This is a genomic window from Paraburkholderia sp. ZP32-5 (assembly GCF_021390495.1).
In the GTDB taxonomy this organism is placed as follows: Bacteria; Pseudomonadota; Gammaproteobacteria; order Burkholderiales; family Burkholderiaceae; genus Paraburkholderia.
The window spans coordinates 3,204,424-3,227,889 of sequence record NZ_JAJEJP010000001.1 but is presented as its reverse complement, the minus strand read 5'-3'; the positions used below and the strand labels follow the sequence as shown (position 1 = coordinate 3,227,889).

The 23,466-nt window shown below is 65.3% G+C and carries 20 protein-coding genes; 13 read left to right on the top strand and 7 right to left on the bottom strand.

The window, feature by feature from the left end; genetic code table 11:
• Positions 1 to 60: 60 nt before the first annotated feature.
• Positions 61 to 1,587 (bottom strand): methyl-accepting chemotaxis protein, encoded by a 1,527-nt coding sequence (locus L0U82_RS13820; protein ID WP_233831708.1) that lies wholly within the window; start codon positions 1,585 to 1,587, stop codon positions 61 to 63.
• 327 nt (positions 1,588 to 1,914) lie between these two features.
• Here L0U82_RS13820 and L0U82_RS13815 point away from each other — a divergent pair, with 327 nt between their 5' ends.
• From L0U82_RS13815 to L0U82_RS13805, 3 genes are all read left to right on the top strand, one after another.
• Positions 1,915 to 2,967, top strand: coding sequence for an NAD(P)-dependent oxidoreductase (locus L0U82_RS13815; RefSeq protein WP_233831707.1), 1,053 nt, complete (start codon positions 1,915 to 1,917; stop codon positions 2,965 to 2,967).
• A gap of 93 nt (positions 2,968 to 3,060) precedes the next feature.
• The gene (locus L0U82_RS13810) at positions 3,061 to 3,960 is read left to right on the top strand and encodes an amidohydrolase family protein (protein ID WP_233831706.1); all 900 of its coding nucleotides are present in this window, start codon (positions 3,061 to 3,063) and stop codon (positions 3,958 to 3,960) included.
• 60 nt (positions 3,961 to 4,020) lie between these two features.
• Positions 4,021 to 5,322: an MFS transporter gene (locus L0U82_RS13805; RefSeq protein ID WP_233831705.1), complete on the top strand. Its 1,302-nt coding sequence runs from the start codon at positions 4,021 to 4,023 to the stop codon at positions 5,320 to 5,322.
• Between the two features lie 8 nt (positions 5,323 to 5,330).
• Here L0U82_RS13805 and L0U82_RS13800 read toward each other — a convergent pair whose 3' ends face one another.
• From L0U82_RS13800 to L0U82_RS13780, 5 genes are all read right to left on the bottom strand, one after another.
• Positions 5,331 to 6,659 carry an MFS transporter gene (locus tag L0U82_RS13800; protein ID WP_233831704.1) on the bottom strand — a complete coding sequence of 443 codons (1,329 nt, stop codon included), beginning with the start codon at positions 6,657 to 6,659 and terminating at the stop codon, positions 5,331 to 5,333.
• Positions 6,660 to 6,689: 30 nt separating this feature from the next.
• Positions 6,690 to 7,841, bottom strand: a complete 1,152-nt coding sequence (locus L0U82_RS13795) for an alpha-hydroxy acid oxidase (RefSeq protein WP_233831703.1) — start codon at positions 7,839 to 7,841, stop codon at positions 6,690 to 6,692.
• Entirely contained in the window at positions 7,838 to 8,764 is a 927-nt protein-coding gene (locus L0U82_RS13790) for a fumarylacetoacetate hydrolase family protein (RefSeq protein ID WP_233831701.1), read from the bottom strand. Before L0U82_RS13790 ends, L0U82_RS13795 begins: the two co-directional genes overlap by 4 nt.
• Complete coding sequence (locus L0U82_RS13785; protein WP_233831699.1) at positions 8,761 to 9,636, bottom strand: TauD/TfdA dioxygenase family protein; 876 nt, start codon at positions 9,634 to 9,636, stop codon at positions 8,761 to 8,763. The genes L0U82_RS13790 and L0U82_RS13785 overlap by 4 nt, the downstream gene beginning before the upstream one ends.
• A 67-nt stretch (positions 9,637 to 9,703) precedes the next feature.
• The gene (locus L0U82_RS13780) at positions 9,704 to 10,225 is read right to left on the bottom strand and encodes a hypothetical protein (protein WP_233831697.1); all 522 of its coding nucleotides are present in this window, start codon (positions 10,223 to 10,225) and stop codon (positions 9,704 to 9,706) included.
• Positions 10,226 to 10,606: 381 nt separating this feature from the next.
• On the opposite strand from L0U82_RS13780, the gene L0U82_RS13775 reads away from it, so the two are divergent.
• The 3 genes from L0U82_RS13775 to L0U82_RS13765 all read left to right on the top strand — a co-directional run bounded on the left by L0U82_RS13775 (position 10,607) and on the right by L0U82_RS13765 (position 13,815).
• Entirely contained in the window at positions 10,607 to 11,368 is a 762-nt protein-coding gene (locus L0U82_RS13775) for an SDR family NAD(P)-dependent oxidoreductase (protein ID WP_233831695.1), read from the top strand.
• A 63-nt stretch (positions 11,369 to 11,431) separates the two neighbouring features.
• Positions 11,432 to 12,718 (top strand): MFS transporter, encoded by a 1,287-nt coding sequence (locus L0U82_RS13770; RefSeq protein ID WP_233831693.1) that lies wholly within the window; start codon positions 11,432 to 11,434, stop codon positions 12,716 to 12,718.
• Between the two features lie 41 nt (positions 12,719 to 12,759).
• Entirely contained in the window at positions 12,760 to 13,815 is a 1,056-nt protein-coding gene (locus tag L0U82_RS13765; protein WP_233831691.1) for a LysR family transcriptional regulator, read from the top strand.
• A gap of 1 nt (position 13,816) precedes the next feature.
• On the opposite strand, the gene L0U82_RS13760 is transcribed toward L0U82_RS13765, so the two are convergent.
• Complete coding sequence (locus L0U82_RS13760) at positions 13,817 to 14,803, bottom strand: LysR family transcriptional regulator (protein WP_233831689.1); 987 nt, start codon at positions 14,801 to 14,803, stop codon at positions 13,817 to 13,819.
• Positions 14,804 to 15,093: 290 nt separating this feature from the next.
• Here L0U82_RS13760 and L0U82_RS13755 point away from each other — a divergent pair, with 290 nt between their 5' ends.
• From L0U82_RS13755 to L0U82_RS13725, 7 genes are all read left to right on the top strand, one after another.
• Positions 15,094 to 16,254, top strand: a complete 1,161-nt coding sequence (locus tag L0U82_RS13755; protein WP_233831687.1) for an alpha-hydroxy acid oxidase — start codon at positions 15,094 to 15,096, stop codon at positions 16,252 to 16,254.
• A 90-nt stretch (positions 16,255 to 16,344) separates the two neighbouring features.
• On the top strand, positions 16,345 to 18,030 hold the full coding sequence (locus L0U82_RS13750) for an MFS transporter (protein ID WP_442793639.1): 1,686 nt from the start codon (positions 16,345 to 16,347) through the stop codon (positions 18,028 to 18,030).
• 5 nt (positions 18,031 to 18,035) lie between these two features.
• On the top strand, positions 18,036 to 18,947 hold the full coding sequence (locus L0U82_RS13745; protein ID WP_233831685.1) for an SMP-30/gluconolactonase/LRE family protein: 912 nt from the start codon (positions 18,036 to 18,038) through the stop codon (positions 18,945 to 18,947).
• Positions 18,948 to 19,013: 66 nt separating this feature from the next.
• Positions 19,014 to 20,261, top strand: coding sequence for a porin (locus L0U82_RS13740; RefSeq protein WP_233831684.1), 1,248 nt, complete (start codon positions 19,014 to 19,016; stop codon positions 20,259 to 20,261).
• A 55-nt stretch (positions 20,262 to 20,316) separates the two neighbouring features.
• Positions 20,317 to 21,093 (top strand): class II aldolase/adducin family protein, encoded by a 777-nt coding sequence (locus L0U82_RS13735; RefSeq protein ID WP_233831683.1) that lies wholly within the window; start codon positions 20,317 to 20,319, stop codon positions 21,091 to 21,093.
• Positions 21,090 to 22,070 (top strand): 2-hydroxyacid dehydrogenase, encoded by a 981-nt coding sequence (locus L0U82_RS13730; RefSeq protein WP_233831682.1) that lies wholly within the window; start codon positions 21,090 to 21,092, stop codon positions 22,068 to 22,070. Before L0U82_RS13735 ends, L0U82_RS13730 begins: the two co-directional genes overlap by 4 nt.
• 264 nt (positions 22,071 to 22,334) lie before the next feature.
• Positions 22,335 to 23,462 carry an aminotransferase class V-fold PLP-dependent enzyme gene (locus L0U82_RS13725; RefSeq protein ID WP_233831681.1) on the top strand — a complete coding sequence of 376 codons (1,128 nt, stop codon included), beginning with the start codon at positions 22,335 to 22,337 and terminating at the stop codon, positions 23,460 to 23,462.
• The last annotated feature ends 4 nt before the right edge of the window (positions 23,463 to 23,466 follow it).

Below are 23,466 nucleotides of genomic sequence, written 5' to 3'. Positions count from 1 at the left end.
TCGCGCGCGCATCCACCCAGATTGTCATTCGCGAGGACTTGAACTCAGCCCACTACCGCATCACGCCACCCGAAACACCGCAACAGTCTCACTCAACGAGCGTGCCTGCTCCGCCATCGACTGCGCGGCCGCCGACGCCTGCTCGACCAGCGCCGCGTTCTGCTGCGTCGCTTCATCCATTTGCGCGACGGCCACGCCGATCTGGTCGATACCCGTGCTCTGCTCGGACGACGCGGCCGAAATTTCCGCGACGACCGTCGTCATCTGCCGCACCGACTGCACGATCTCGGTGATGATGTCGCCCGCGCCCTGCACGAGTTGATGGCCGGCTTCGACGCGCCCCGCTGATTGCTCGATCAGCGTTTTGATCTCCTTCGCGGCCGCGCCGCTGCGCTGCGCGAGCGTGCGCACCTCGCTCGCAACGACGGCAAAGCCGCGGCCCTGTTCGCCCGCGCGGGCCGCCTCGACCGCGGCATTGAGCGCGAGGATATTGGTCTGGAACGCGATACCTTCGATCACGCCGATGATCTCGCCGACCTTCGACGAGCTTTCGGAAATCTCCGCCATCGTTTCGACCACGCGCGCCATCACGTCGCCGCCGCGCGCGGCCGTGTCGGACGCGGCCACGGCGAGCGTCGACGCATGCCGCGCGTTGTCCGCATTGCGGCGCACGGTGCCGGTCAGCTCTTCCATGCTGGCGGCCGTCTGTTCGAGCGATGCCGCCTGCTCTTCGGTGCGGGCCGACAGGCTCAGATTGCCGGCGGCGATCTGCGAGCTGCTGGCCGCTACACCTTCCGCATTGCGCCGCACGTTGCTGACGACACGCGACAGCTTCGTCTGCATGTTCTTCAGCGCGCCCAGCAGTTCGGCGACTTCGTCGCTGCCGGTGGCGTGCCATTCGCTCGTCAGATTGCCGTCGGCGACCGTGTGCGCGACGTCGATCGCCCGATTCAGCGGCCGGGTGATCGAGCGGCTGAACACGAACGCACCGCCGAGACCCGCGCCGAGCGTCACCAGCATCAGCGCGACACTGACGACGAGCGCGCGTCGCGCGCCGGCCGCCGCGCTGGCCGACACGGCTTCGCTGTGCGCGGCGATTTCCTGTTGCGATTCCGCGAGCAGCCGCGCCGGTTCGCGATCGACACCCGCTACCGCATGATCGCCGGCGGTCGGATCGAAGTTGGCGCTTTTGAAGGCTTCGAGACCTTGACGATAACCGCTGCCCATCGCCGTGTGCGCGGCGGCGAACTGCGCGACCAGCTCGCGGCTTTTGCCCTCAGGCAGCGTGTCGAGCAGCGCGCGAGCCTGCTCGTCGACCGCATGCTCCTGCTGTTCGAATGCCGCCCATCCGTGTTCGAGTTTCGACGGGTCCTTGCCGCGCAGCAGGATGTCCTTCCATTCCTGCACCTGCAGCTTGAACGTCGCGAGCATGATCAGCACCGCGCGTTCATTCGCGACCTGATTGCGCACGTCGGTGTTGTAGGTCTTGACGGATTGATTCAACGAAAAGAGCCCGTAGATGGCGGCCGAGAACATCAGCAGCAGGGCGGCGGCAAACGCGAGAGACAGCTTGGTGGTCAGTTTCATGAAAGGCGGAGGACAGCGTGCCGGAGGACGCGCGCGAGCGCACGGCTTGATGGCACCGCAGTCGTCAAAAGCCGCTTTTACGGCCTGCCGGAGGCGAAATGAATCCCTACCCAAATATTGAGATGCGAAATCTCGGGGGGGAGGGGGCTCCCTTCCGTGTGCGGATCGCTGGCCGGTCGCTGGAACGCCACGTACCGATCGAGAACAGGCAGTTTCCGGATTGGAAACGATAACGCTCCCGACGCGGTGCTAGAGTCGTTCGACGCAATTGGCCGAGCCGCCCCGCTTGCCGGGCGGTCGAGCGCAGCGACCACGGAGGATCACAGCATGACCCAACCGACGTTCCGGATCGCCTATCTGGACCGCCCGATGTACCCGAGCTTCGACGAAACGCTGGCTCGCGCACCGGGTGTGGAGTTGATCCGTATCGCGCCCACACAAGCGGATGAGGACATCCTCGCGACGCTCGCCACCTGTCACGGCTATTACGTGATGGCTTCGCGCGACGAATTGCCGAAACAGTGGCACGTGACGAGCAGCCTGCTCGCCACGCTGCCGTCGCTGGTGCTGGCGGTGAGCTATGGGGCAGGCTACGACACGATCGACGTCGACGCCTGCACGCACGCGGGCGTCGCCGTCGTCAATCAGGCCGGCGGCAACGCGCAGGGCGTGGCCGAGCACGCGATCGGCATGATGATGGTGCTGTTCAAGCGGATTCCGGAAGCGCAGTACGCGATCATCGCAGGCACCGCCGCGCAACGCGACGCGTTGATGGGCCGCGAACTGTCGGGCAAGACGGTCGGCGTGATCGGCCTCGGCAATACCGGCTCGCGTACCGCGGCGCTCGCACGCGCGTTGGGCTGCCCGGTGCTCACCTACGATCCGTATCTCGATGCATCGACGTGTGAGGCGCGCGGCGCGCGCAAGGTCGAACTCGACGCGTTGCTCGCCGACGCGGATGCGGTCAGCGTGCATTGCCCGCTCACCGCCGAAACGCGCGGCCTGCTCGGCGCGGCGCAATTCGCGGCGATGAAGCGCGGCGCGATCTTCGTCAACACCGCGCGCGGCAGTACTTACGACGAGGCGGCGCTGCATGCGGCGCTCGTGCGCGGCCAACTCGGCGGCGCGGGCATCGACGTGTGGGAGCAGGAGCCGCCCGCGCGCGATCATCCGTTGCTCGCGCATCCGGCCGTCATCGCCAGTTCTCATATGGGCGGCGTCACGCACGAGAGCCGCGACCGCGTCGCGCGCATGGCGGCCGAAGCATTTATCGACGCCGCCGCAGGCCGCGTGCCGCAACGTCTGGTCAACCCCGGCGTGACCGCGCAATTCCTCGTGCGGCTCGGAGCAACCCTCGGCGAGCCCGCGGCGGCGAGCTAACGGCCGGTTCGTCTGGCCTATATGCCGGCGCGGCCAGCGCGCCGAGCCTTGAAAGCGCCGGCCACGACCGGCGCGCAGCAGGAGACGCATCGTATGACCGACAACGCTCCGTACCCGGTGCGCGCGCCGACCATCGCCGCCGCGGCCACGCCGACTCACGCGCCGCGCACCGCGCTGCCGCCGCTTTCCTGCGACTGTCACGCGCACGTGTTCGGCCCGCAGTCGCGTTATCCGTATCTGCCGAACGCGTCGTACATCCCGCCCGACGCGACGCTCGACGACTACGTGCGAATGCTCACGGCCATCGGCTGCGAGCGCGCGGTGCTGGTGCAGCCGAGCGTCTATGGCACCGACAACCGCTGCATGCTCGATGCGCTGCGCTCGGGTGCATTCGCGCTACGCGGCGTTGCGGTGGTCGAGCCCGACGTGAGCGACGCCGAACTCGACGACATGCATCGCGCGGGCGTACGAGGGATTCGCATCAATGTCGCATCGGTCACCGCCGGTCTGCGCTTCGATGACGCGCCGCGGCTGGCCGCGCGAATTCGCGAGCTTGGCTGGCATCTGCAGTTTTTCGTCGATGTGGGCGCGACGCCCGATCTGGTCGAACGGCTCGCGGCTTTGCCGGTGCGTTGCGTGATCGACCATTTCGGGCATCTGAACGCCGAGGATGGCATCGGCTCGCCGGCCGCGCAAACGCTGCTGCGACTCGCGTCGCTCGATCATGTGTGGTTCAAGCTGAGCGGCGGCTATCGCGTATCGCGCGAGCGGCCGCCGTATCCGTCGGTGGCGCCGTTCGCGCGGGCGCTCGTCGAACGCGCGGCGGACCGCTGCGTGTGGGGCACGGACTGGCCGCATCCGGTGGTCGAGCAGATGGATAACGACGGCGACATCGCCGATGCGCTGGCCGCCTGGATCGACGACGAATCGATACGCGCCCGCGTGCTGGTGGACAATCCGGCGCGCCTCTACGACTTTCCCGCGTCGCGTTAGCACGGCCCTGCATCACGCACGGCCCCCGAGAGGCCGGCCGCCGCATTCAAAGGAGGAGACATGGCAGACAAACGACGCTGGATCATCATCTGGGTGCTGTTCGTCGCGAATGCGCTCAACTACGTGGATCGCGTGAACATCTCGGTCGCCGGACCGGCCATCGCCAAGGCGTTCAACCTCGGACCGGCCGCGATGGGCGTGGTGTTTTCGTGCTTCTTCTACAGCTACGTGCTGCTGATTCTGCCGATGGGCATGCTCGCGGACCGCTACGGTTCGCGCGCGGTATCGAGCCTCGGCATGGCGGTCTGGTCGGTCGGCGCGATGCTGACCGGCGCGGTCGACGGCTTCGGTGCACTGATTGCCGCGCGCCTGCTGCTCGGTGCCGGCGAGTCGTCCAGCTATCCGACCGGCAACCGGATCGTGCGCGAATGGAGTCTGCGTCACGAGCGCGGCGTCGCCACATCGATTTTCAACATGGGATCGACGCTCGGGCCGGCAATCGGCATCGTCGCGGCGTCCGCGCTGATCGCATCGGCGGGCTGGCGGATGTCCTTTTTCGTGCTGGGCGGACTGACGCTGGTCTGGACCGTCGCGTGGGCGACGATCTATCGGTCCCCCGAGCGTGCCGCGTGGCTGAGCGACACGGAGCGCGCGCGGATCGTCGCCGAACGCGAACCGGTCACCGCCGCGCCGGTGACGCCGATGTCCGTCAAAACGCTGCTGAAGAAAAAGACCATGTGGGGTTTGCTGCTCACGCACGGCTGTCAGACCTATTCGATCTACCTGTTTCTGACCTGGCTGCCGTCCTATCTCGTCAACGTGCGCGGCCTGAAAATGATCAGCGCCGGCTGGCTCGGCATGTTGCCGTACGTGGCGGGCAGCGTCGGCGCGGTGCTGGTCGGGCTGGCGAGCGACCGGATGTTGCGCGGCAAGGACCTGTCGAGCGGCGCGCGCCGCAAGCTGATGATCGTGCTGATGCTGCTCGCGCTGTGTGTCGCGGCGATTCCGTTTTCACGCAGTCTCGTCGCGCTGGAAGCGTTGCTGATTCTGTCGGTGCTGTTTATCTCCGGCGCCAACACGCTCAATTTCGCGTTGACCGGCGATATGATTTTCGACCGCCGTTCGGCGGGCGCAGTGTACGGACTGCTGGTGCTCGGCGGCAACTTCTTCGGCTTTCTCGCGCCGCTTCTGACCGGCTACATCATCGCCGCGACGCATGAGTACACGCTGAGCTTCGCGCTGGCCGGCGCGTTGCTGCTGGTCGGCGCGGGACTGTCGATGGTGTTGGTCACCGAGCCGCTGCAACCGCGCGAGACTCGCGATGCAGCGGCGGAGCTGGAAAGATCGGCGGCGGCGTCTTGAGTTCTCCGTCAACCCGCGCGCTCGTCGGCCGCGCCAACCGGTGACGCTGACGGCACCGCCGCCGTCGCGACAGCGCGCAACGGCATCGTCCACACGATCAGCGCGCCCACCGCGAGACAGGCCGCGAGGATCGCGAGGCCGGCCGAAAAACTGCCGGCCGCTTCACGCGCAAGCCCGATCACATACGGTCCCGCGAAGCCGCCGAGATTGCCGAGACTGTTGACGAGCGCAATCGCCGCGGCGGCCTGCGCGCCGCTCACGAGCGAGGCCGGAATCGAGAAGAACATCGAAATCGCACTGAGGATGCCGGAGGCAGCCACGGTGACGCCGATCAGCGCGACCGCGGTATTCGTCGCATAGGCACTGATCGCGAGCGCCGCCGCGCCGATCAACGCCGGCACCGCGACATGCAGATGGCGCTTGCCGCTACGCGCCGCGTAGCGCGCGTTGACGATCATCGACAGCGTGGTCACCGCATACGGCACCGCCGCGACGAGGCTCGCGCGCGCGGGATCGAAGCCGCCCGCCTGGCGCACGATCTGCGGCAGCCACAGACTCAGGCCGAGATTGCCCATCATCATCAGAAATAGTGCGAACGCGAGCCGCAGAATCCGCACGTCGGTGAGCACCAGCGCGATGCGCGGATGCAGGGTTTGCGCCGACGCTTCGGCGGCCAGTTGTGCGCGCAGTGCATCGCGTTGCGGTGCGCTAAGCCAGCTCACGTGATCCGGACCGTCCGGCAGGCGCCGGAACACATAGGCGGCCAGCACGATCGCGGGCACGCCTTCGACGATAAACATCCATTGCCAGCCATGCAGTCCGAGCACACCGTCCAGCGACAGCAGCGCGCTCGCGAGCACGCCGCCCGCCACCAGCGCAACCGGCAAGCCGGTGGTGAACCACACCATTGCACGGGCCCGTTCACGCTGCGGAAACCACAAGGTCAGATAGAACAGGATGCCGGGGTAGAAGCCGGCCTCGGCGGCGCCGAGCAGCATCCGCATCGTGTAGAACGACCACGGCCCGCTAACCGCCGCCATCAACAGCGCGACCACGCCCCAGCTCAGCATGATCCGCGCGATCCAGCGGCGCGCGCCGTAGCGATGCAGCAGCAGATTGCTCGGCACTTCGAGCGCCGTATAGACGATGAAGTACAAGCCCGCGCCGAGCCCGAACGCGGCCGGCGACAGATGCAGATCGTCGTTCATGCGCAACGCCGCGTAGCTGATATTGGCCTTGTCGATGCATGCGACCACGTACATCAGGATCAACAGCGGCATCAAGCGTCGGAAGGCAATGCGAGTCGAGCTATCGAGCAACGCGGCGTGATCTTCCATGCGAGTCTCCAGGTCGTGAGCTTCCAGATTTCAGGCGAGCAGGTCGGGACCGATGTCGGCGATGCGCGCGATGCCGCACAGTTGCAGCGTGCGGCGCAATTCGTCGGCGAGGATATCGAGCGCGCGCTGCGCGCCGGCCTCGCCACCCGCGCAGGCGCCGTATAGCGTGGCGCGTCCGACCAGCACCGCTTTCGCGCCCAGCGCCAGCGCGATCGCGATGTCGGAGCCGCGCCGGATGCCGCCGTCGACCAGCACCTCGACCTGCGCGCCAGCGGCCTTAACGACGCCGGGCAGCGCATCGAGCGTCGCCGGTCCCACGTCGAGCTGACGGCCGCCGTGATTCGACACGACGATTGCGTCGACGCCGAGATCGGCGGCGCGGCGCGCATCGTCCGGATGCACGATGCCTTTGACGATCAGCTTGCCGCGCCACAGATCGCGAATTCCGGCGAGACCCTGCCAGTCGAACGACGGATCGTAGCTGCGTCCCACCGACGACGCGAGCGACGCCGCGCCGCCTTGCTTCGCGGCGATGCCCGGCAGGTTGGGCATCGCCGGCACGCCGTGCGCGAGCATCGGCAGCGACCAGCCAGGCCGCGACGCAAAGTCGGCCAGATTGCGCGCGGTGTAGCGGAACGGGATCGAGAAGTGGTTGCGCAGATCGCGCTCGCGCTTGCCGCCGACCGGCAGATCGACCGTGATCATCAGCGCTTCGTAGCCGCTCGCGGCGGCGCGTTCGATCAGCGCGAGCGTCGCATCGCGGTCTTTCAGCACGTAGGCCTGGAACCAGCGGCGCTTCGCCGCTTGCGCGATCTCTTCGATCGACGCGGTCGCGGAGGTCGACAGCGCATACGGAATGTCGTGGCGCGCGGCCGCGCGCGCGATCGCGACGTCGCCGCCGCGCCAGCCGAAGCCGACCGCGCCGGTCGGCGCGATCGCAACCGGCAGCGCCGACGGCGCGCCGAGTATCGACGTCTCGAGCGACGGCTCGCTAACGTCGCGCAGCACGCGCGGCATCAGTGTGTGCTTGCCGAACGCGGCGCGGTTCGCGCGCAACGTGCGTTCGTCTTCGGCGCCGCCGTCGAAGAAGTCGAATACCGCGCGCGGCAGACGGCGCCGCGCCAGCGCGCGCAGTGCGTCGATCGACGGCGCGCGCGCGCAGCGCGAGGCGTGCCGCGTCATACGATCGTGTGTTCGAGCACGCCGACCTGAGCCACCTCCAGCCGCAGCGCGTCGCCGGGCTGCAGGAAACGCGGCGGCTGCCGGAATGCGCCGATGCCGGATGGCGTGCCGGTCGCGAGCACGTCGCCGGCTTCGAGTACGCAGTATTGCGATACGTATTCGATCAGCACGTCGACCGGGAACAGCAGGTCGCGGGTATTGCCGTGCTGCATCGGCTCGCCGTTCAGACGCAGCGTCACGTCGAGCGCGCGCGGATCGTCGATTTCATCGGGCGTGACGAGCCACGGGCCCATCGGCGCGAAGCCATCGCCGCTTTTCGCGTAGGTGGTCTGCGCCGGATTCACGTCGAATTGCAGCTCGCGCGCGCTCAGATCGTTGAGCACCGTATAGCCGGCGATGTGGCGCGCGGCCTGCTCGCGCGACACGCGATACGCGGGCTCGCCGATCACGACTGCGAGTTCCACTTCGAAGTCGAACTTGGTCACGCCGGGCGGCCGCTCGATCGCCGCGCGATGACCGCGCACCGAGGACGGAAACTTGCTGATGATGCGCGGCTTCTCGAACGGATCGACGCCGGTTTCCTTCGCATGGTCCGCATAGTTGCGGCCGACTGCGACGATCTTGCCGGGGTTCGGCACCGGCGCATACAGCATCGCGTCGTCGAGTGCGATGCCGGCACCGCGAGCGCTGGCCGACAGCGTGTCGAGACGGCGGGCGAGCGCGGCGCGCGCGTCGGTGCCTGCTTGCAGCCAGCGCAGCAGGCCGCCCTCGGCGAGCGGGCGGCCGGTGGCGAGGCTGCGCGCGCGGCTCGCTTCAGCGTGCGGCAGCGTCTCGATCCATGCAGCGATATCGACGATGCGGCCATCGAGCACGGCGCCGCAACTGATGCGCTGATCGCGCGTACGGTAGGTGACGAGCTTCATGCGGCGGCTCCGAATACGCGATCCGCCATCACCTGGCAACGCTTGATCAGGCGCGGCTCGTCCGCGCGGTAGTCGGCGACCGCGTTGTGGATCGTGCCGATGTTGTCCCACATCAGCACGTCGCCGGCTTGCCAGTCGTGCGCATAACGAAAACGCGGCTGCGTCTGGTGCTCGAACAGGAACGCGAGCGTGCGTTCGCTGTCGGCTTCGGACATTTCGTTGATCCGCATCGCGTAGCCGGGATTCGCGTACAGCACCTTGCGGCCGGTCAGAGGATGCGTGAGGAACACCGGATGACGCACCGGCGGCTTGGCCGCGCGCTGCGCGTCGGTGAGCGGCGGGCGCGTGCTGTTGCGCTCGCGGCGCATCATTTCCCAGAACTTGTTGAAGTCGTGGGTGATCGTCATCGACGCGAGGCGCGTCTTCAGTGCGTCGGGCAGTTCGTCGTAGGCGGCGTGCATGTTGCAGAACTCGGTGTTGCCGAGCGAACGGCCGTCGCGCCGCGGAATCTGGATGCCGTACAGGATGTTGGTGAAGGCGATCGTGCGGCTGTACGACATGTCGGTGTGCCAGCTCTGGCCGGCATCCGCGAGACCGATCGGCTTGCCGTCGCGCACGATGTTCGACAGCACCATCACTTCCGGAATGCCCGGTTCCTGATAACTGTTCGCGACGTTCACTTCGAGCGTGCCGAAGCGTTCGGCGAAGCGCTTCAGATCGATCGCCTGGAGTTGCTGATGCGGATAGCTAAGCACGCCGTGCTCGCCGAGCGCCTGCTGAAGTGTGGCGAAAGTCGTGTCGTCGAGTGGCTGCGACAGGTCGATGCCTTCGATGCGTGCGCCGAGCGTCTGGCCGCTGCGGGTAATTCTCATGTCGATGTCCTGGGTCGATGCGAAAGGGGAAGGTGCTGAACGGCGGGTACGGGCAACGCGTATCGCGTCACTGCGCGCCGAAGCTGAATAGCGGCGTGAGAATCTGCTCGGTGATGAGCCAGCCGGACGCGCAGCTGCAGGTATCGGTTGAGGCTTCGTTTGGGGTTTCGCTTTGCGCCTTGTTGTGCGCTTTGTTTTGCGCTTCGAAACGCGTGGTGACGCGCGACAGGCGCAACGGCCCGGCAATCGTTGCGGGGCCATCAGGCGGCGGTCCGTCGCCACTGCGATAGGCGGTCATGTACGCGCCGAGCGTGATGCTGGCGGGCGTAGCGTCTTCGACGACGGCATTCGTGATCACGTGGACCACGCGTTGCGTGCTGGGACGTTCGTTGAGCGCGGCCAACACGTCGGTGTGACCGTCGAGGATCTTGCCCTGCCGATGCCAGCGAAAGCGCGCGTGCGTGAGCGCGAGCAGCGCCGCGTAGCTGGAGCGGTCGAGATGCAGAAAGAACTGCGTCAGCGTGTGCTCGAGTTCACTTGCTGATGGCGCGACGGCCGCGACGTGCGGTGTTTCGAAAGTCTGCGACACCGGTCCTCCTTGCTGTCGATAACGATGGATGGCGATGGATTGCGATTGCGTGAGGCGGGCGCTGCCATGTTTCCAAACCACGAACAAGCGCGCCGCTCATTGCGTTACGGTTCGGGCGACGCCAATGGCTGCCACACTAAATCAATTCCACCGTGACGAGCGGGTCCTGACGTTTCCGATATGGAAACAACCTGTTTCCCCATTGATCCACCGTCAGCGTCGCGAGGCCTCCTAGAATGTTGCTCGATAAGCCGAGCTGCCCGAGACGCGCCGGCACGAGACAACGCCGCGATCGAGCGGCTCCCGGAGGACGACGACCATGCCTGACGTTCACACCGCGCGCCGCGATTCGTACGATTTGCGCGCTTCACGGGCACACGCATGAGCGGCGTTGCCATCGTCACCGGCGCGAACTCCGGCATCGGCTTCGAATGCTGCCGGCAACTGCTTGCACAAGGGTGGACCGTGCACGCGCTCGATCTGCGCACCGATGCGCTCGCCGCGGTACCCACCGATGCACTTCATCTCCATCTTTGCGACGTCGCGAACGCGGAGTCTATCGATCACGCGATGCGCGATATCGCGGGCATCTCATCGCACGTCGACGCGCTGATCTGTTCGGCCGGCGTGCTGCGCACCGCGCCGCTTGCCGACATGCGCGACGACGAGTTCGATCTGCTGTTTGCCGTCAATGCGCGCGGCCCGTGGCGCTGCGTGAAGGCCGCGCTGCCGCTGCTGCGCGCGCAGGCAAGTGCCGAGCGGCCCGCGCGGGTCGTGATGGTCGCGTCGATCGCCGCGTGGCGGCCGAAGGTCGGCGGCGGCGCTTATGCGGCGTCGAAGGCGGCGTTGAATCTGCTGATGCGCGTGCTGGCGGTCGAACTCGGAGCGGCGCATGTGCGCGTCAATGCGGTCGCGCCCGGCACCGTCGATACACCGATGATCCACGCCGCGCTCGCGGCGCAACAAGGCGGCGGTTATCGCGCGTCGGGGCAGTCGCCAGTCGGGCGCATTGCCGAGCCGCGCGATGTCGCCGATGTCGTGCTGTTTCTGCTCGGCGACGGCGCGCGCTATGTGAACGGCGCCATGATTCCCGTCGACGGCGGCACGTCCGCCGCGCTCGTCACCGGCGAGTTGCCACGCTGAACCGCCGCTCTGAATTAAATGAGTCGGAACGGCGATTTTCTTTCATCCCAGCAAGGAGTGCTCATGCCCGCGCTATCCGTCGCGCAGCCGCTGCCGAACGCCGTCGAACCGAGTGCCGTGCAGCGGCGCCGCGCGATCATCGCGACGACGATCGGCAACGGTCTCGAATGGTTCGATTTCACGGTCTACACGGCCTTCGCGGTGATCCTGTCGACGCAGTTCTTTCCGACCGGCAACCCGCTCAGTTCGCTGCTGCTGACGGTCGGCGTCTATGGCGCGGCGTTCATCATGCGTCCGCTCGGCGCGATCATGTTCGGCGTCTACGCGGACAAGGTGGGCCGCAAGCCGGCGCTGTCGATGTCGGTGCTGATGATGGCGTTCGGCACCGCGCTGATCGGACTCGCGCCGCCGTATCGCGTGGCCGGCTGGTTCGGTCCGCTGATGCTGATTTTCGCGCGGCTTTTGCAGGGCTTTTCGGCCGGCGGCGAGATGGGCAGCGCGAGCGCGTTTCTGGTCGAATATGCGCCGCCCGGCGAGCGCGCGTTCTATACGAGCTGGATCCAGTCGAGCATCGCGTTCAACATCGTGCTCGGCACGCTGATCGGCGCGATCCTGACGATTTTCCTGACGCACGATCAGCTCTATGCATGGGGCTGGCGCATCCCGTTCCTGTTCGGCGTGATCATCGGTCCGGTCGGCTTCTATATTCGCAGCCGTATCGACGAAAGCCCGCGCGCGCCGCAAGCCGATGCGCGCTCCGCTTCGCCGTTCATCGAGGTGTGGAAGGAATTCCCGCTGCAGACCTTCGCGAGCTTCGCGCTGGTCGCGCTGTGGACGACCTGCACGTACGTGTACATGCATTACATGCCGACCTATGTGGTGACCGAACTGCATCAGCCGCAGAAGCTCGCGTTTCTGTCGGTGACGGTCGGCGGCACCGTGTTCATGGTGCTGTCGCCGGTGGTGGGCCGATTGTCGGACCGCTGGGGACATCGGCGTTTTCTGATGTGGTCGGCCGCGGTTATTTTCGCGACCGCGTATCCGATGTTCTCGTACATCCTGCGTACCCCGACGCTCGGCGCGCTGACCGTGTTTTCGGTGCTGGCCGGCATCTTCAGCGCTTGCTATACGGGCCCGCTGCTGGCGGCGCTCGCCGAGCTGTTTCCGTCGCGCGTGCTGTCGACCGGTATTTCGGTGTCTTACAATCTGTCGGTCACGGTGTTCGGCGGATTTGCAGCGTTCTTCATCACGTTGATGATTTCGTTCACGCATTCTTCGTTGTCGCCGGCGTTCTACATGATGCTCGCGGCAGCGCTCAGTTTCGTCGGAAGTTTCGCTGTGAAGACCTGACTCGCGGGCGTCGCCGTCCAATTTGCGCGGGACCTTGACCCATGGATCGCTTGCGCTGTATCGAAGTCTTCATCGAGGTCGCGCACGCGGCGAGCTTTTCGTCCGCGGCGCAGCATCTCGGTATGTCGAAGGGCAACGTGACGAAGCACGTTGCGTGGCTCGAAGAGCGGCTCGGCGCGCAATTGCTGACCCGCACGACCAAGAGCGTGAGTCTGACCGAAGCCGGGCTCGCGCTGCTCGACAGCGGCCAGGGCATGCTCGAACAGATGTCGGAGATCGAAGCGCAAATGCGCAACACCGTGGGCGGCACGCGCGGCATCCTGCGCGTGGGTACGCCGCCGTCGTTCGGCGCGTATCACCTGGTGCCGGTGGTGGCGGCGTTCGCCGAGCGTTATCCGGACATGCAGGTGCTGCTCTATCTCGACGACGGCGGCGCCGATCTGGTCGCCGAGCGGCTCGATCTGACGATCCGCATCGCGCCCGCGCTGAAGGACACCAGCTACGTCGCGCTGAAACTCGCGCGCGTGCCGCAAGCGCTCGTTGCATCGCCCGCGTATCTCGCGCAGCGTGGCGAGCCGCGCAGTATCGAAGACCTGCAAGATCACGACTGCCTCGTCAACATCAACAAATCGCCGAACGGCGTGTGGATGTTCGGCGATGCGCATGGCAGCGGCTCGGTGCGCGCGCGTGGCCGTGTGCGCGCCAATTTCGGCGAGGCGCTGCTGCGCGCGGCGATTCTCGGCCACGGCATCTCGATGCATCCGCGCTACATGATTGACGACCATCTGAAAAGCGGGGCGCTGCGGATCGTGCTGCCCGATTCGTCGCCGACCGAACTCGATATTTACGCGATGTATCCGAGCCGCCGGCATCTGCCGTCGCGCGTGCGGACCTTGCTCGAATTCCTGCGCAACTGGTTTGCCGAGGGACAGGCATGGGCGTCGCCGCGCGCGCCGCGTATGCGGCGGGTGCCGGAGGCGCAAGGAGCGGGTGCGGCGGTTGTGCGGAATGCGCGCGGCGAGTCGGCGGATGTCGATGCACACGATGAAGCGCACGATGATGCGGATATCAACGCGGGTGTCGACGCGCGAGAATGAGTCAATCCGCGCGAACGTCTGCGTCTGCGTCCGTGTCGTCGCCCGGCTCTTCGCCGCTATCCGCACCCGACACTCCACCTTCCTGCCGCTCCCGCTCGACACCATTGAGCAGAATCAACCGCAACGCGTTGGCGCTGCGCGACAGCGTTTGCCGGTTCGACCAGACGAACCATACTTCGCGGCGGATTTCCGGATCGACGATCGGATAAGCAGCCAGTTCGGGGGCCTGCATCGTGCGGCCGATCGCTTCGGATAGCACGGCGATGCCGAGTCCTTCCTTCGCGAGCGAGATCGCGGTCGCGTCGTAGACAACTTCGTAATCGGCCCGCATGTCGAGACCGTGATCGCTGATCGCCTGATCGAGCAGCTTGCGCACGATGCCGTTGCGTCCCGACAGGATCAGCGGCTTGCTGGCGAGTTCGGCGAGCGTAATCGACGTGCGGGGCGGATCGCCGGCCGTCGCGACATGTTCGTAGCCGAACAGCCGGTCTTCGAGAAAATACTCCCAGTGCAGATCGGGGTCGCCGGCCACGCGGCTCGTGATGCCGAAATCTGCGTCGCCTTCCTTGACCAGTTCGATCACGCGTTCGGCCACTGCGTCGAGAATTTTCAGCTGGAAGCCGGGGAATTCGCGTTTCAGCGCACGCGCGGCGGGCGCGACGTAGCGCGATGCGATCGAAGGCAGCGTCGCGACGCGCACGATGCCGCGATCGAGACCCGCCAACTCGCTCGCGGCGGCTGCGAAGCCATCGACTTCATCGACGATGCGCGCGGCGAGCGCGAGCAGGTTGTCGCCCACGAAGGTCAGGCTGACCTGACGGCGGCTGCGATCGAATAGCTGCACGCCGAGCTGGTTTTCGAGCGCACCGATCTGCATCGTCAATGCCGACTGCGAGATGTGCAACGCGTTGGCGGCCTGCGTGAAGCTCTGCAGACGAGCCACTGTGCGAAAGGCATTCAACTGACGGAATGTGACGCTGGGCTTCATGTGTCGAGTCCGGATCGAAGAAGGGCCGCGCGCGGCATGCTCGCGCACGCGCGCAGTATAGGCCGTCGTTAATACCGCGCAAATCCGTGTTGTCAGCGGTCCTCGCGACTTATCAAAAAAGCTGAAGCGACGGTTTCGAATTATGAATTGGCCTCGGCAGAAAGCGAAACCTAGAATCCCCCCATCGAAAAACAACGCGCGGATCCCGGTTGCAACGAGTGTCCGATCCGCTGAACGAGACACACATCGCCCGAGCGCTGACGCACGGGCGCCGCATCGAAAACGACTCCATGGCCAACACGCATCGGCACGCCTACAACATCCACGATCTTCGCACTCTGGCACGACGCCGCTTGCCGCGCGGTGTTTTCGATTTCATCGATCGCGGCACGGAAGACGATGTCGCGCTTGCCAACAACCTCGATAGTTACCGGCGCATCAAGCTCAGGCCCTCGCAACTCGTCGACGTATCGAAGCGCGATCTGCGTCGCGCCGTGTTCGGCAACACGCAAAGCATGCCGCTGATCATCGGCCCGACCGGTATCGCGGACATCCTCTGGTATCAGGGCGAACTGGCGCTGGCGATGGCGGCGACGCGAGCCGGTGTTCCGTTCACGCTGTCGACCAGCGCGACCACGCCGATCGAAGCGATCTTCGACGCGACCCAGGGCGCGATGTGGATTCAGACCTATCTGTGGGAAGAGCGCCGGCACTCGTACGCGGTGATCGAGCGGGCACGGGCCGTCGGTGTGAAGACGTTGATGCTGACCGTCGATACGGCGGTGATGCCGAATCGCGAGTTCAATGCGCGCAACGGCTTTGTCAATCCGTTTCGTCTGACGCCGCGCATGACCTGCGACGTGCTGCGTCATCCGGGCTGGCTCGCGGGCGTGATGGGCCGTTATCTGTTCGATGGAGGCATCCCCCGTTACGCAAATTACCCGCAAGGGATGAACGCGAGGATTACCGGCGCGCCGGTGCGGCTCGCGAATGCGGCGTCGGTGACGTGGGCCGATGTCGACGCGTTGCGCGAGCGCTGGCCGCATACGCTGATCGTCAAGGGACTGATGAGCGCCGCGGATGCCGAGGCCGCCGAGCGTCATGGCGTCGACGGCATCGTGTTGTCGAACCATGGCGGGCGCAACCTCGATTCGGCGATGGCGCCGATCGATGTGCTGCCGGAAGTGCGCGCCGCGCTGTCGAAACGCGTCACGCTGCTCGTCGATAGCGGAATCCGGCGCGGCTCCGATGTGGTCAAGGCGATCGCGCTCGGCGCCGATGCGGTGATGGTCGGCAAGGCGGCGCTGTATGGGCTCGGCGCGGGCGGAGAAGCGGGCGTGAGCCGCGCGCTCGAGATGCTGCGCGACGAGATGGACCGCACGCTCGCGCTGGTGGGGCGGTGCTCGTTCAATGAAGTCGACGCCACGCTGATTGCGCGGCCGGGCCTCTGATATCGCGTCGGGAACATCGACATGCATCGACATGCATCGGCAACGCGTCGAAGCGCGCCGGCCCAAATTAAAAAACGATAGGAGACAGTGATTGTGACCCGAACCATTTCCGGAGCGGACCCGGTGAGCGCATCCTCGTCCGCCGCGGGCATCACGCGCGCGGACAAGAAACTGATTTTCGCGGCCAGCGTCGGCACCGCGTTCGAGTGGTACGACTTTTACCTGTACGGCGGACTGGCCAGTTCCATCGGCCGGCATTTCTTCTCGAACCTCGACGAAGGCTCGCAGATGATCTTCGCGCTGCTCGCGTTCTCCGCGGGCTTCGTGATGCGGCCGTTCGGCGCGCTGGTGTTCGGCCGGCTGGGCGATCTGGTCGGACGCAAGTACACGTTTCTGGTGACGATCCTGTGCATGGGGCTGTCGACGTTCGCGGTCGGTATTCTGCCGACCTATGCAAACATCGGAATTGCCGCGCCGGTGATCCTGATTTCGCTGCGTTTGTTGCAGGGGCTCGCGGTCGGCGGCGAATACGGCGGCGCGGCAACCTACCTCGCCGAACACGCGCCGCCAGGCAAGCGCGGCGCGTTCACGTCGTGGCTGCAAACCACCACGACGATCGGCCTGTCGATGTCGTTGATCGTGATTCTCGGCCTGCGCTACGTGCTCAGCAGCGAGGCGTTCGATGCCTATGGCTGGCGCATCCCGTTCCTGATCTCGGTCGTTCCGCTCGCACTGAGCGTATGGGTACGGCTCGCGATGCACGAATCGCCGACCTTCCAGAAGATGAAAGCCGAAGGACGCCTGTCGAAGGCGCCGATCAGCGAGGCGTTTCTCGTCTGGAAGAACCTGAAGATCGTGCTGATCGCGCTGTTCGGACTGGTGCTCGGCCAGGCATTGGTTGGCGTGACGGGGCAGGTCTATACGCTGTTCTTTCTGACGGGTGCGCTGAAGGTCGATCCGTTGACCGCCAACATTCTGATCGTGATTGCGCTGCTGCTCGGTACACCGTTTTTCGTCGTGTTTGGCGCGCTGTCGGACCGGATCGGCCGCAAGCCGGTGATCATGGGCGGCATCCTGATCGCGACGCTGACGATCTTTCCATTGTTCAAGGCGCTGACCGCCGCGACCAATCCGGCGATGGCGGCAGCGCAACAACGTGCGCACGTCACGGTGAGCGTCGATCCGTCGGAGTGCTCGTTCCAGTTCAACCCGACCGGGCTGAAGAAATTCACCAGCTCCTGCGATGTCGCCAAGCAGGCGCTCGCCGCCGAAGGCGTCAGCTACGACATCGTCGATGCGAGCGGCCCCGCGTCGATCAGCATCGGCGGTCAGACGCTGCCGTCGTACTCGGCGCAGGGCCTGTCGAGCGCCGACGCGCAGCAGCGCTTCGCCGCGTTTCGCAAGCAGCTCGGCGCGGTGCTCACGCACGCCGGCTATCCGTCACGCGCCGATCCGGCGCAGATGAACAAGCCGCTGATCGTCGCGATCCTGACGCTGCTGGTGATCTACGTGACGATGGTGTACGGCCCGATCGCGGCGATGCTGGTCGAAATATTCCCCACACGTATCCGCTATACGTCGATGAGCTTGCCGTACCACGTCGGCAACATTCTCGGCAGCGGCCTCGCGCCGGCCGCCGCGCTCGCCGTGGTCGCACAGACCGGCAACATGTACGACGGACTCTGGTATCCGGTGATCGGCTCGGCCATCGTATTCGTGATCGGCATGCTGCTGGTCCGTGAGACGAAGGATGTCGATCTCGCCGCACAGGACTGAACGCCATGGACATCATCGCCAACGAACTCGGTTTTCCCGAAGGACCGATCTGGTGCGACGACGGCAGCGTGCTGGTCGTCGAGTTGCGGCATCAGCGGCTCACGCGCATCGCCGCGGATGGCACGAAGCAGACGGTCGCCACCTTCGAAGGCTCGCCGAATGGCGCGGCGATCGGACCGGATGGCGCGTGCTACGTGTGCAACAACGGCGGCATGCGCTGGACACCGGTGCATGGCGTGCTGTTTCCGGTGGGCCAACCCGACGATTACGTCGGCGGGCGCATCGAGCGTGTCGATCCGACGAGCGGCGAAGTACGCGTGCTGTACAGCCATTGCGGCGAGCATGCGTTGCGCGGGCCGAACGATCTGGTCTTCGATTCGCACGGCGGCTTCTGGTTTACCGATCAGGGCAAACGCCGCGAGCGCGACGGCGATCGCGGCGGCATCTACTACGCGCGCGCGGACGGCTCGTTGATCGACGAGGTGATTTTCCCGATCGTTACGCCGAACGGTATCGGCCTGTCGCCGGACGAACGCACGCTCTATGTCGCCGAAACCGATACCTGCCGGCTCTGGGCCTTCGATATCGAAGCACCCGGCCGTCTGCGGCTGCAGAAAAGCCATACGCAGCCCTACGGCGGACGGATGTTGTACGCGCCGCCGTACTACGCGCGCTTCGATTCGCTGGCGGTCGAGGCGAACGGCAACGTCGTCGTCGCGACGCTTGCGCAGGGCGGGCTGTCGGTGATTTCGCCGCAAGGCGGGCTGGTCGAATTCGTGCCGATTCCCGATGAGCCGACAGTCACCAATCTGTGCTTCGGCGGTCCCGATGGCCGGCATGCGTATGTGACCGCCGCGTCGCGCGGTGAATTGCTGCGGCTCGACTGGCCGCGCGACGGACTCAAGCCGGCGTATTGACCGGCTCGGCCGTCGCGTCGAATCGACGTCGCATCACGAGTGATACCAACAATGATGGAGGAGAACATGGAGAAGACGGTTTGGAGATGGGCCGGTTTGCTGGCGTTGCCGTGTGCGTGCAACGCGTTCGCGCAGAGCAGCGTCACGCTGTATGGCGTGGTGTCCGGCAACGTGTCGTACATCACGAATGCGCAGACGAGCGGCACGAGTCCAGGTGGTGGCCCCGTCGGCCATCATCAGGTCGCGCAGTTCGATGGCGCGAATTCGGCGCTCGGCGCGAGCCGCTTTGGCTTGACGGGCGCGGAGGATCTCGGTGGTGGCCTGAAGGCGATCTTCACGCTCGAAAGCGGCTTCAGCATGAATAGCGGCGCGATCGGACAGGGCGGCTCGTTCTTCGGACGGCAGGCGTGGGTGGGCCTCGCGAGCGCATCGGCCGGACAGGTCACGCTGGGCCGCCAGGGCGACGCAATGACCGATTTCACCGACCCGCTCACGTATGCGTACAACTGGGGCTTCTTCAACGCGCATCCGGACGACTACGACAACGTCGACTACTCGCGCCGTATCAACAACTCGCTGAAGTACATGAGCCCTGTGTGGCACGGCTTTCGTGTCGGCGCCGTGTATGGCTTCGGCGGCGTGCCCGGCAGCATGGGCGCGAACCAGGTCTGGTCGATCGGCGGCAGCTATGCGATGGGCGCGCTCTCCACCGCGCTTGCCTATGTGAACGGCCGCAATCCGAATACGTCGATGTTCGGCAACAACCCGAATGCGTCGGCGACCGGCAACAACATGGGCTCGTTCGGCTCGGCCACGTCCCCGCAATCGAACCCGGTCATTGCCGGCTTCGCATCGGCGTCGACGCTCGATACGATTGCCGCCGCGGCGACCTACAAGTTCGGCAGCGTGCTGGTGGGCGGTGCGTACAACCACACACGCCTGTTGGGGCTCGGCAGCAATGCGAGCCTGAATCCGCTGCACTACAGCGGCGACGTCGCGTTCGACAACTTCGAAGGCAGTCTGCGCGTGTCGGTCACGCCGGCGTTCCGCGTTGGCGTGTCCTATGATTTCACGAGGCGCGGCGCGGTGAATGGCGCGATGAGCAGTTCCAGCAGCGCGCACTATCAGCAGCTCAATCTGGGCGCCGACTACAACCTGTCCAAGTCGACCGATATCTACATCCTCAGCGCGATGCAGAAGGCGTCGGGCACCGATTCGCTGGGGCAGGCCGCGGTGGCGTCGATTGCCGGCATCACGCCGTCGGCGACCGCTTATCAGATGATCGTCGCGGTGGGCATGCGGCATCTGTTCTGATTTTGTGACTGCTTGAATCAGGCGCGGCAGCGTGCCGCGCAGACCGGAGGTAACGATGCTGAAAACAGGCTTTACCGTCGCATCCATCAGAGACAAGGTCTCCGCCGACGAGTGGCACGCACGCGTCGAACTCGCCGCGTGTTACCGGCTGGTGTCGGTGTACGGCATGACCGATATGATCGCCAATCATATTTCCGTCGAAGTGCCTGGCGAGCCTGGGCATTTCCTGATCAACGCGTATGGTCTGCTGTATCCGGAGATCACCGCGTCGAATCTGATGAAGATCGATCTGGACGGCAATATTCTTTCGAAGCCTGATTTGCCGTACGGATTCAATCGGCCGGGCTTCGTGATTCACGGCGCGATTCATCGCGGACGCGCCGACGCGAAGTGCATCATCCATACGCATTCGCGCGCGGGCATGGCGCTGTCGGCGCTCAAATGCGGGTTGCTGCCGCTGACGCAAACCGCCACGCGTTTCGCGAAAGTCGCCTATCACGAGTTCCAGGGTATATCGATCGATCTCGACGAACAGCAAAGCCTGATCGACGATCTCGGCGACGCCGAAGTGATGGTGCTGCGCAATCATGGTCTGCTCGCGGTCGGCCCGACGATTGCCGAAGCATTCAACTCGATGTATCGGCTCGAACTGGCGTGCAAGACGCAGATCGATGCGATGGCGTGCAATACGGAACTGGTGATTCCATCGCCGGACATCGTTGCGAAGGCAAATGCGCAGTGGCAGCCGGACGTCACACGGCGTTACGGCGTGCTCGAATGGCCGGCGATGCTGCGTCAGCTCGACTGGCTCGATACGAGCTACAAGGAATGAGCGAGGCGACGCGCGCGGCGGCACCGGGGCGGGTATCGATCATCGTCGCGTGTGCGCTGCCGGCGCATGGTCTCACGCGTCTATCCGCGGCTTTCGACGTACATTACGCACCCGATGCCGCGCGGCGCGAGCATGCGATCGCCACGTGGGGAACCGTGGTGCGCGGCGTCGTCACCAATGTCGCCACCGGCTGGCGCGCGCAATGGATGGACCGGCTGCCGGCGCTCGAAATCATCTGTGCGATCGGCGTCGGCTATGAATCGATCGACGTCGCGGCGGCTCGCGCGCGCGGTATCGCGGTCACGCACGGCCGGGGCGCAAACACCGCGAGTGTTGCCGATCACGCGATCGCGTTGCTGTTTGCCGCGGTGCGCGGCATCGTCAGCAACGATCGCGCGATGCGCGCCGGCGAATGGAATGCGCTGCGGCATGCGTGGCCCGATCTGAGCGGACGGCGTGCGGGCATCCTCGGGCTCGGCGCGATCGGCATGGCGATCGCGACGCGGCTCGCGGCATTCGACATGCCGATCAGTTATCACAACCGCAATCCGCGCGGCGATGTGCCATTCGACTACGCACCGGATGCCGTCGTGCTCGCGGCGGCCGCGGATTTTCTGTTCGTGTGCGCGCCGGGCGGCGCGGCAACGCATGGCCTTGTCGACGCACGGGTGCTGCGGGCACTCGGCCCCGACGGCTATCTGGTCAATGTCGGGCGCGGCACCGTGGTCGATACGGCGGCGCTTGCAGAAGCGCTTCACGCACGCACGATCGCGGGTGCCGCGCTCGATGTGTATGCCGAAGAGCCGGCGGTGCCGCAACGCTTGCTCGACGCACCGAATCTCGTGCTGTCGCCTCACGTGGCCGGGCTTTCGCCGCGCGCGGAAGAGGCTTATGTGGACGGTATCGTCGCGAATCTCAGCGCGTGTTTCGACGGGCGAGCGTTGCCGACGCCTGTATCCGGCAGCGACGATCGCTGATGCAGCACCCGCGTGCGCGGAACAACACCCGCTGCAAACCGCAATCGCAAAACAATCGCAAACATAGGCACACGCTTGCTTCGCTCACGCTTCACGCACTTCGACGACGCGAGAATTGCTGCTGCGCACAACAGAACGGCAATATGCGACTGCTGTCGCCTTTCGTTAGAATCTGCTTTCGCGGAGGAAGGGCGGATTTGCATATTGGCACCGATATGAAATCGCGAAAGCCTCCCGCATTGTTCATCCTTACCGGAGGCGACTGTGCCAGGCTTACTTCCCGATGTCGATCGCGAGGGGCTCCTCGAATATTCAGTGGTCTACACCGACCGCTCGATCAATCATATGTCGCAGCTTTTTCAGGGCGTCATGCGCGATATTTCCGCAGCGCTGAAAAAGGTCTATAACGCGCAGTCGGCCATCGTGGTTCCGGGCAGCGGGACCTTCGGCATGGAAGCCGTTGCACGGCAGTTCGCGACGAACAGGAAGTGTCTGGTTATCCGCAATGGCTGGTTCAGTTTCCGCTGGTCGCAAATATTCGATATGGGCGGCATTCCGTCCGACTCGATCGTATTGAAGGCACGCCCGGTCGAAGCGGGCAGGCAGGCCGCCTTTGCACCGGCGCCGATCGAAGAAGTGGTCGCCGCGATCAAGCAGAACAAGCCCGATCTGGTATTTGCGCCGCACGTCGAAACCGCGTCAGGCATGATGCTGCCCGATAACTATCTGCGCGCGGTGGCCGACGCCGTGCATGCGGTCGGCGGCATGTTCGTACTGGATTGCATTGCGTCCGGCACGGTGTGGGTCGACATGCAGAAGACCGGCGTCGATATCCTGATCAGTGCGCCGCAAAAGGGGTGGAGTGCGTCACCGTGCTGCGCGCTCGTGATGCTCAACGGTCTCGCGCGCGAACGAATCGACGCAACGACCAGCACCAGCTTCTCGTGCGACCTTCGCAAATGGCTGCAGATCATGGAAGCCTACGAGAGCGGCGGCTTCGCATACCACGCGACGATGCCTACCGACAGCCTCGCGACGCTGCGCGATGTGATCAAGGAAACCGAGGCCTACGGCTTCGACAAGGTGCAAGCGGAGCAGCTCGAACTCGGCAAGCGCATTCGCGCGCTGCTGGTTGCCAAAGGCTTCAGAAGCGTGGCGGCCGAAGGTTTTCAGGCACCGGGCGTGGTGGTCAGCTACTCGGACGATGACGGCATACGGTCCGGCAAGAAGTTCGCCGAGGTGGGCTTGCAGGTCGCCGCTGGCGTGCCGTTGCAATGCGATGAGCCCGAAGATTTCAAGACCTTCCGCATCGGCTTGTTCGGGCTGGACAAACTGCATGACATCGATGGCGCGGTCGCCCGATTCTCGAACGCATTGGACCGCATTCTCTGAATTT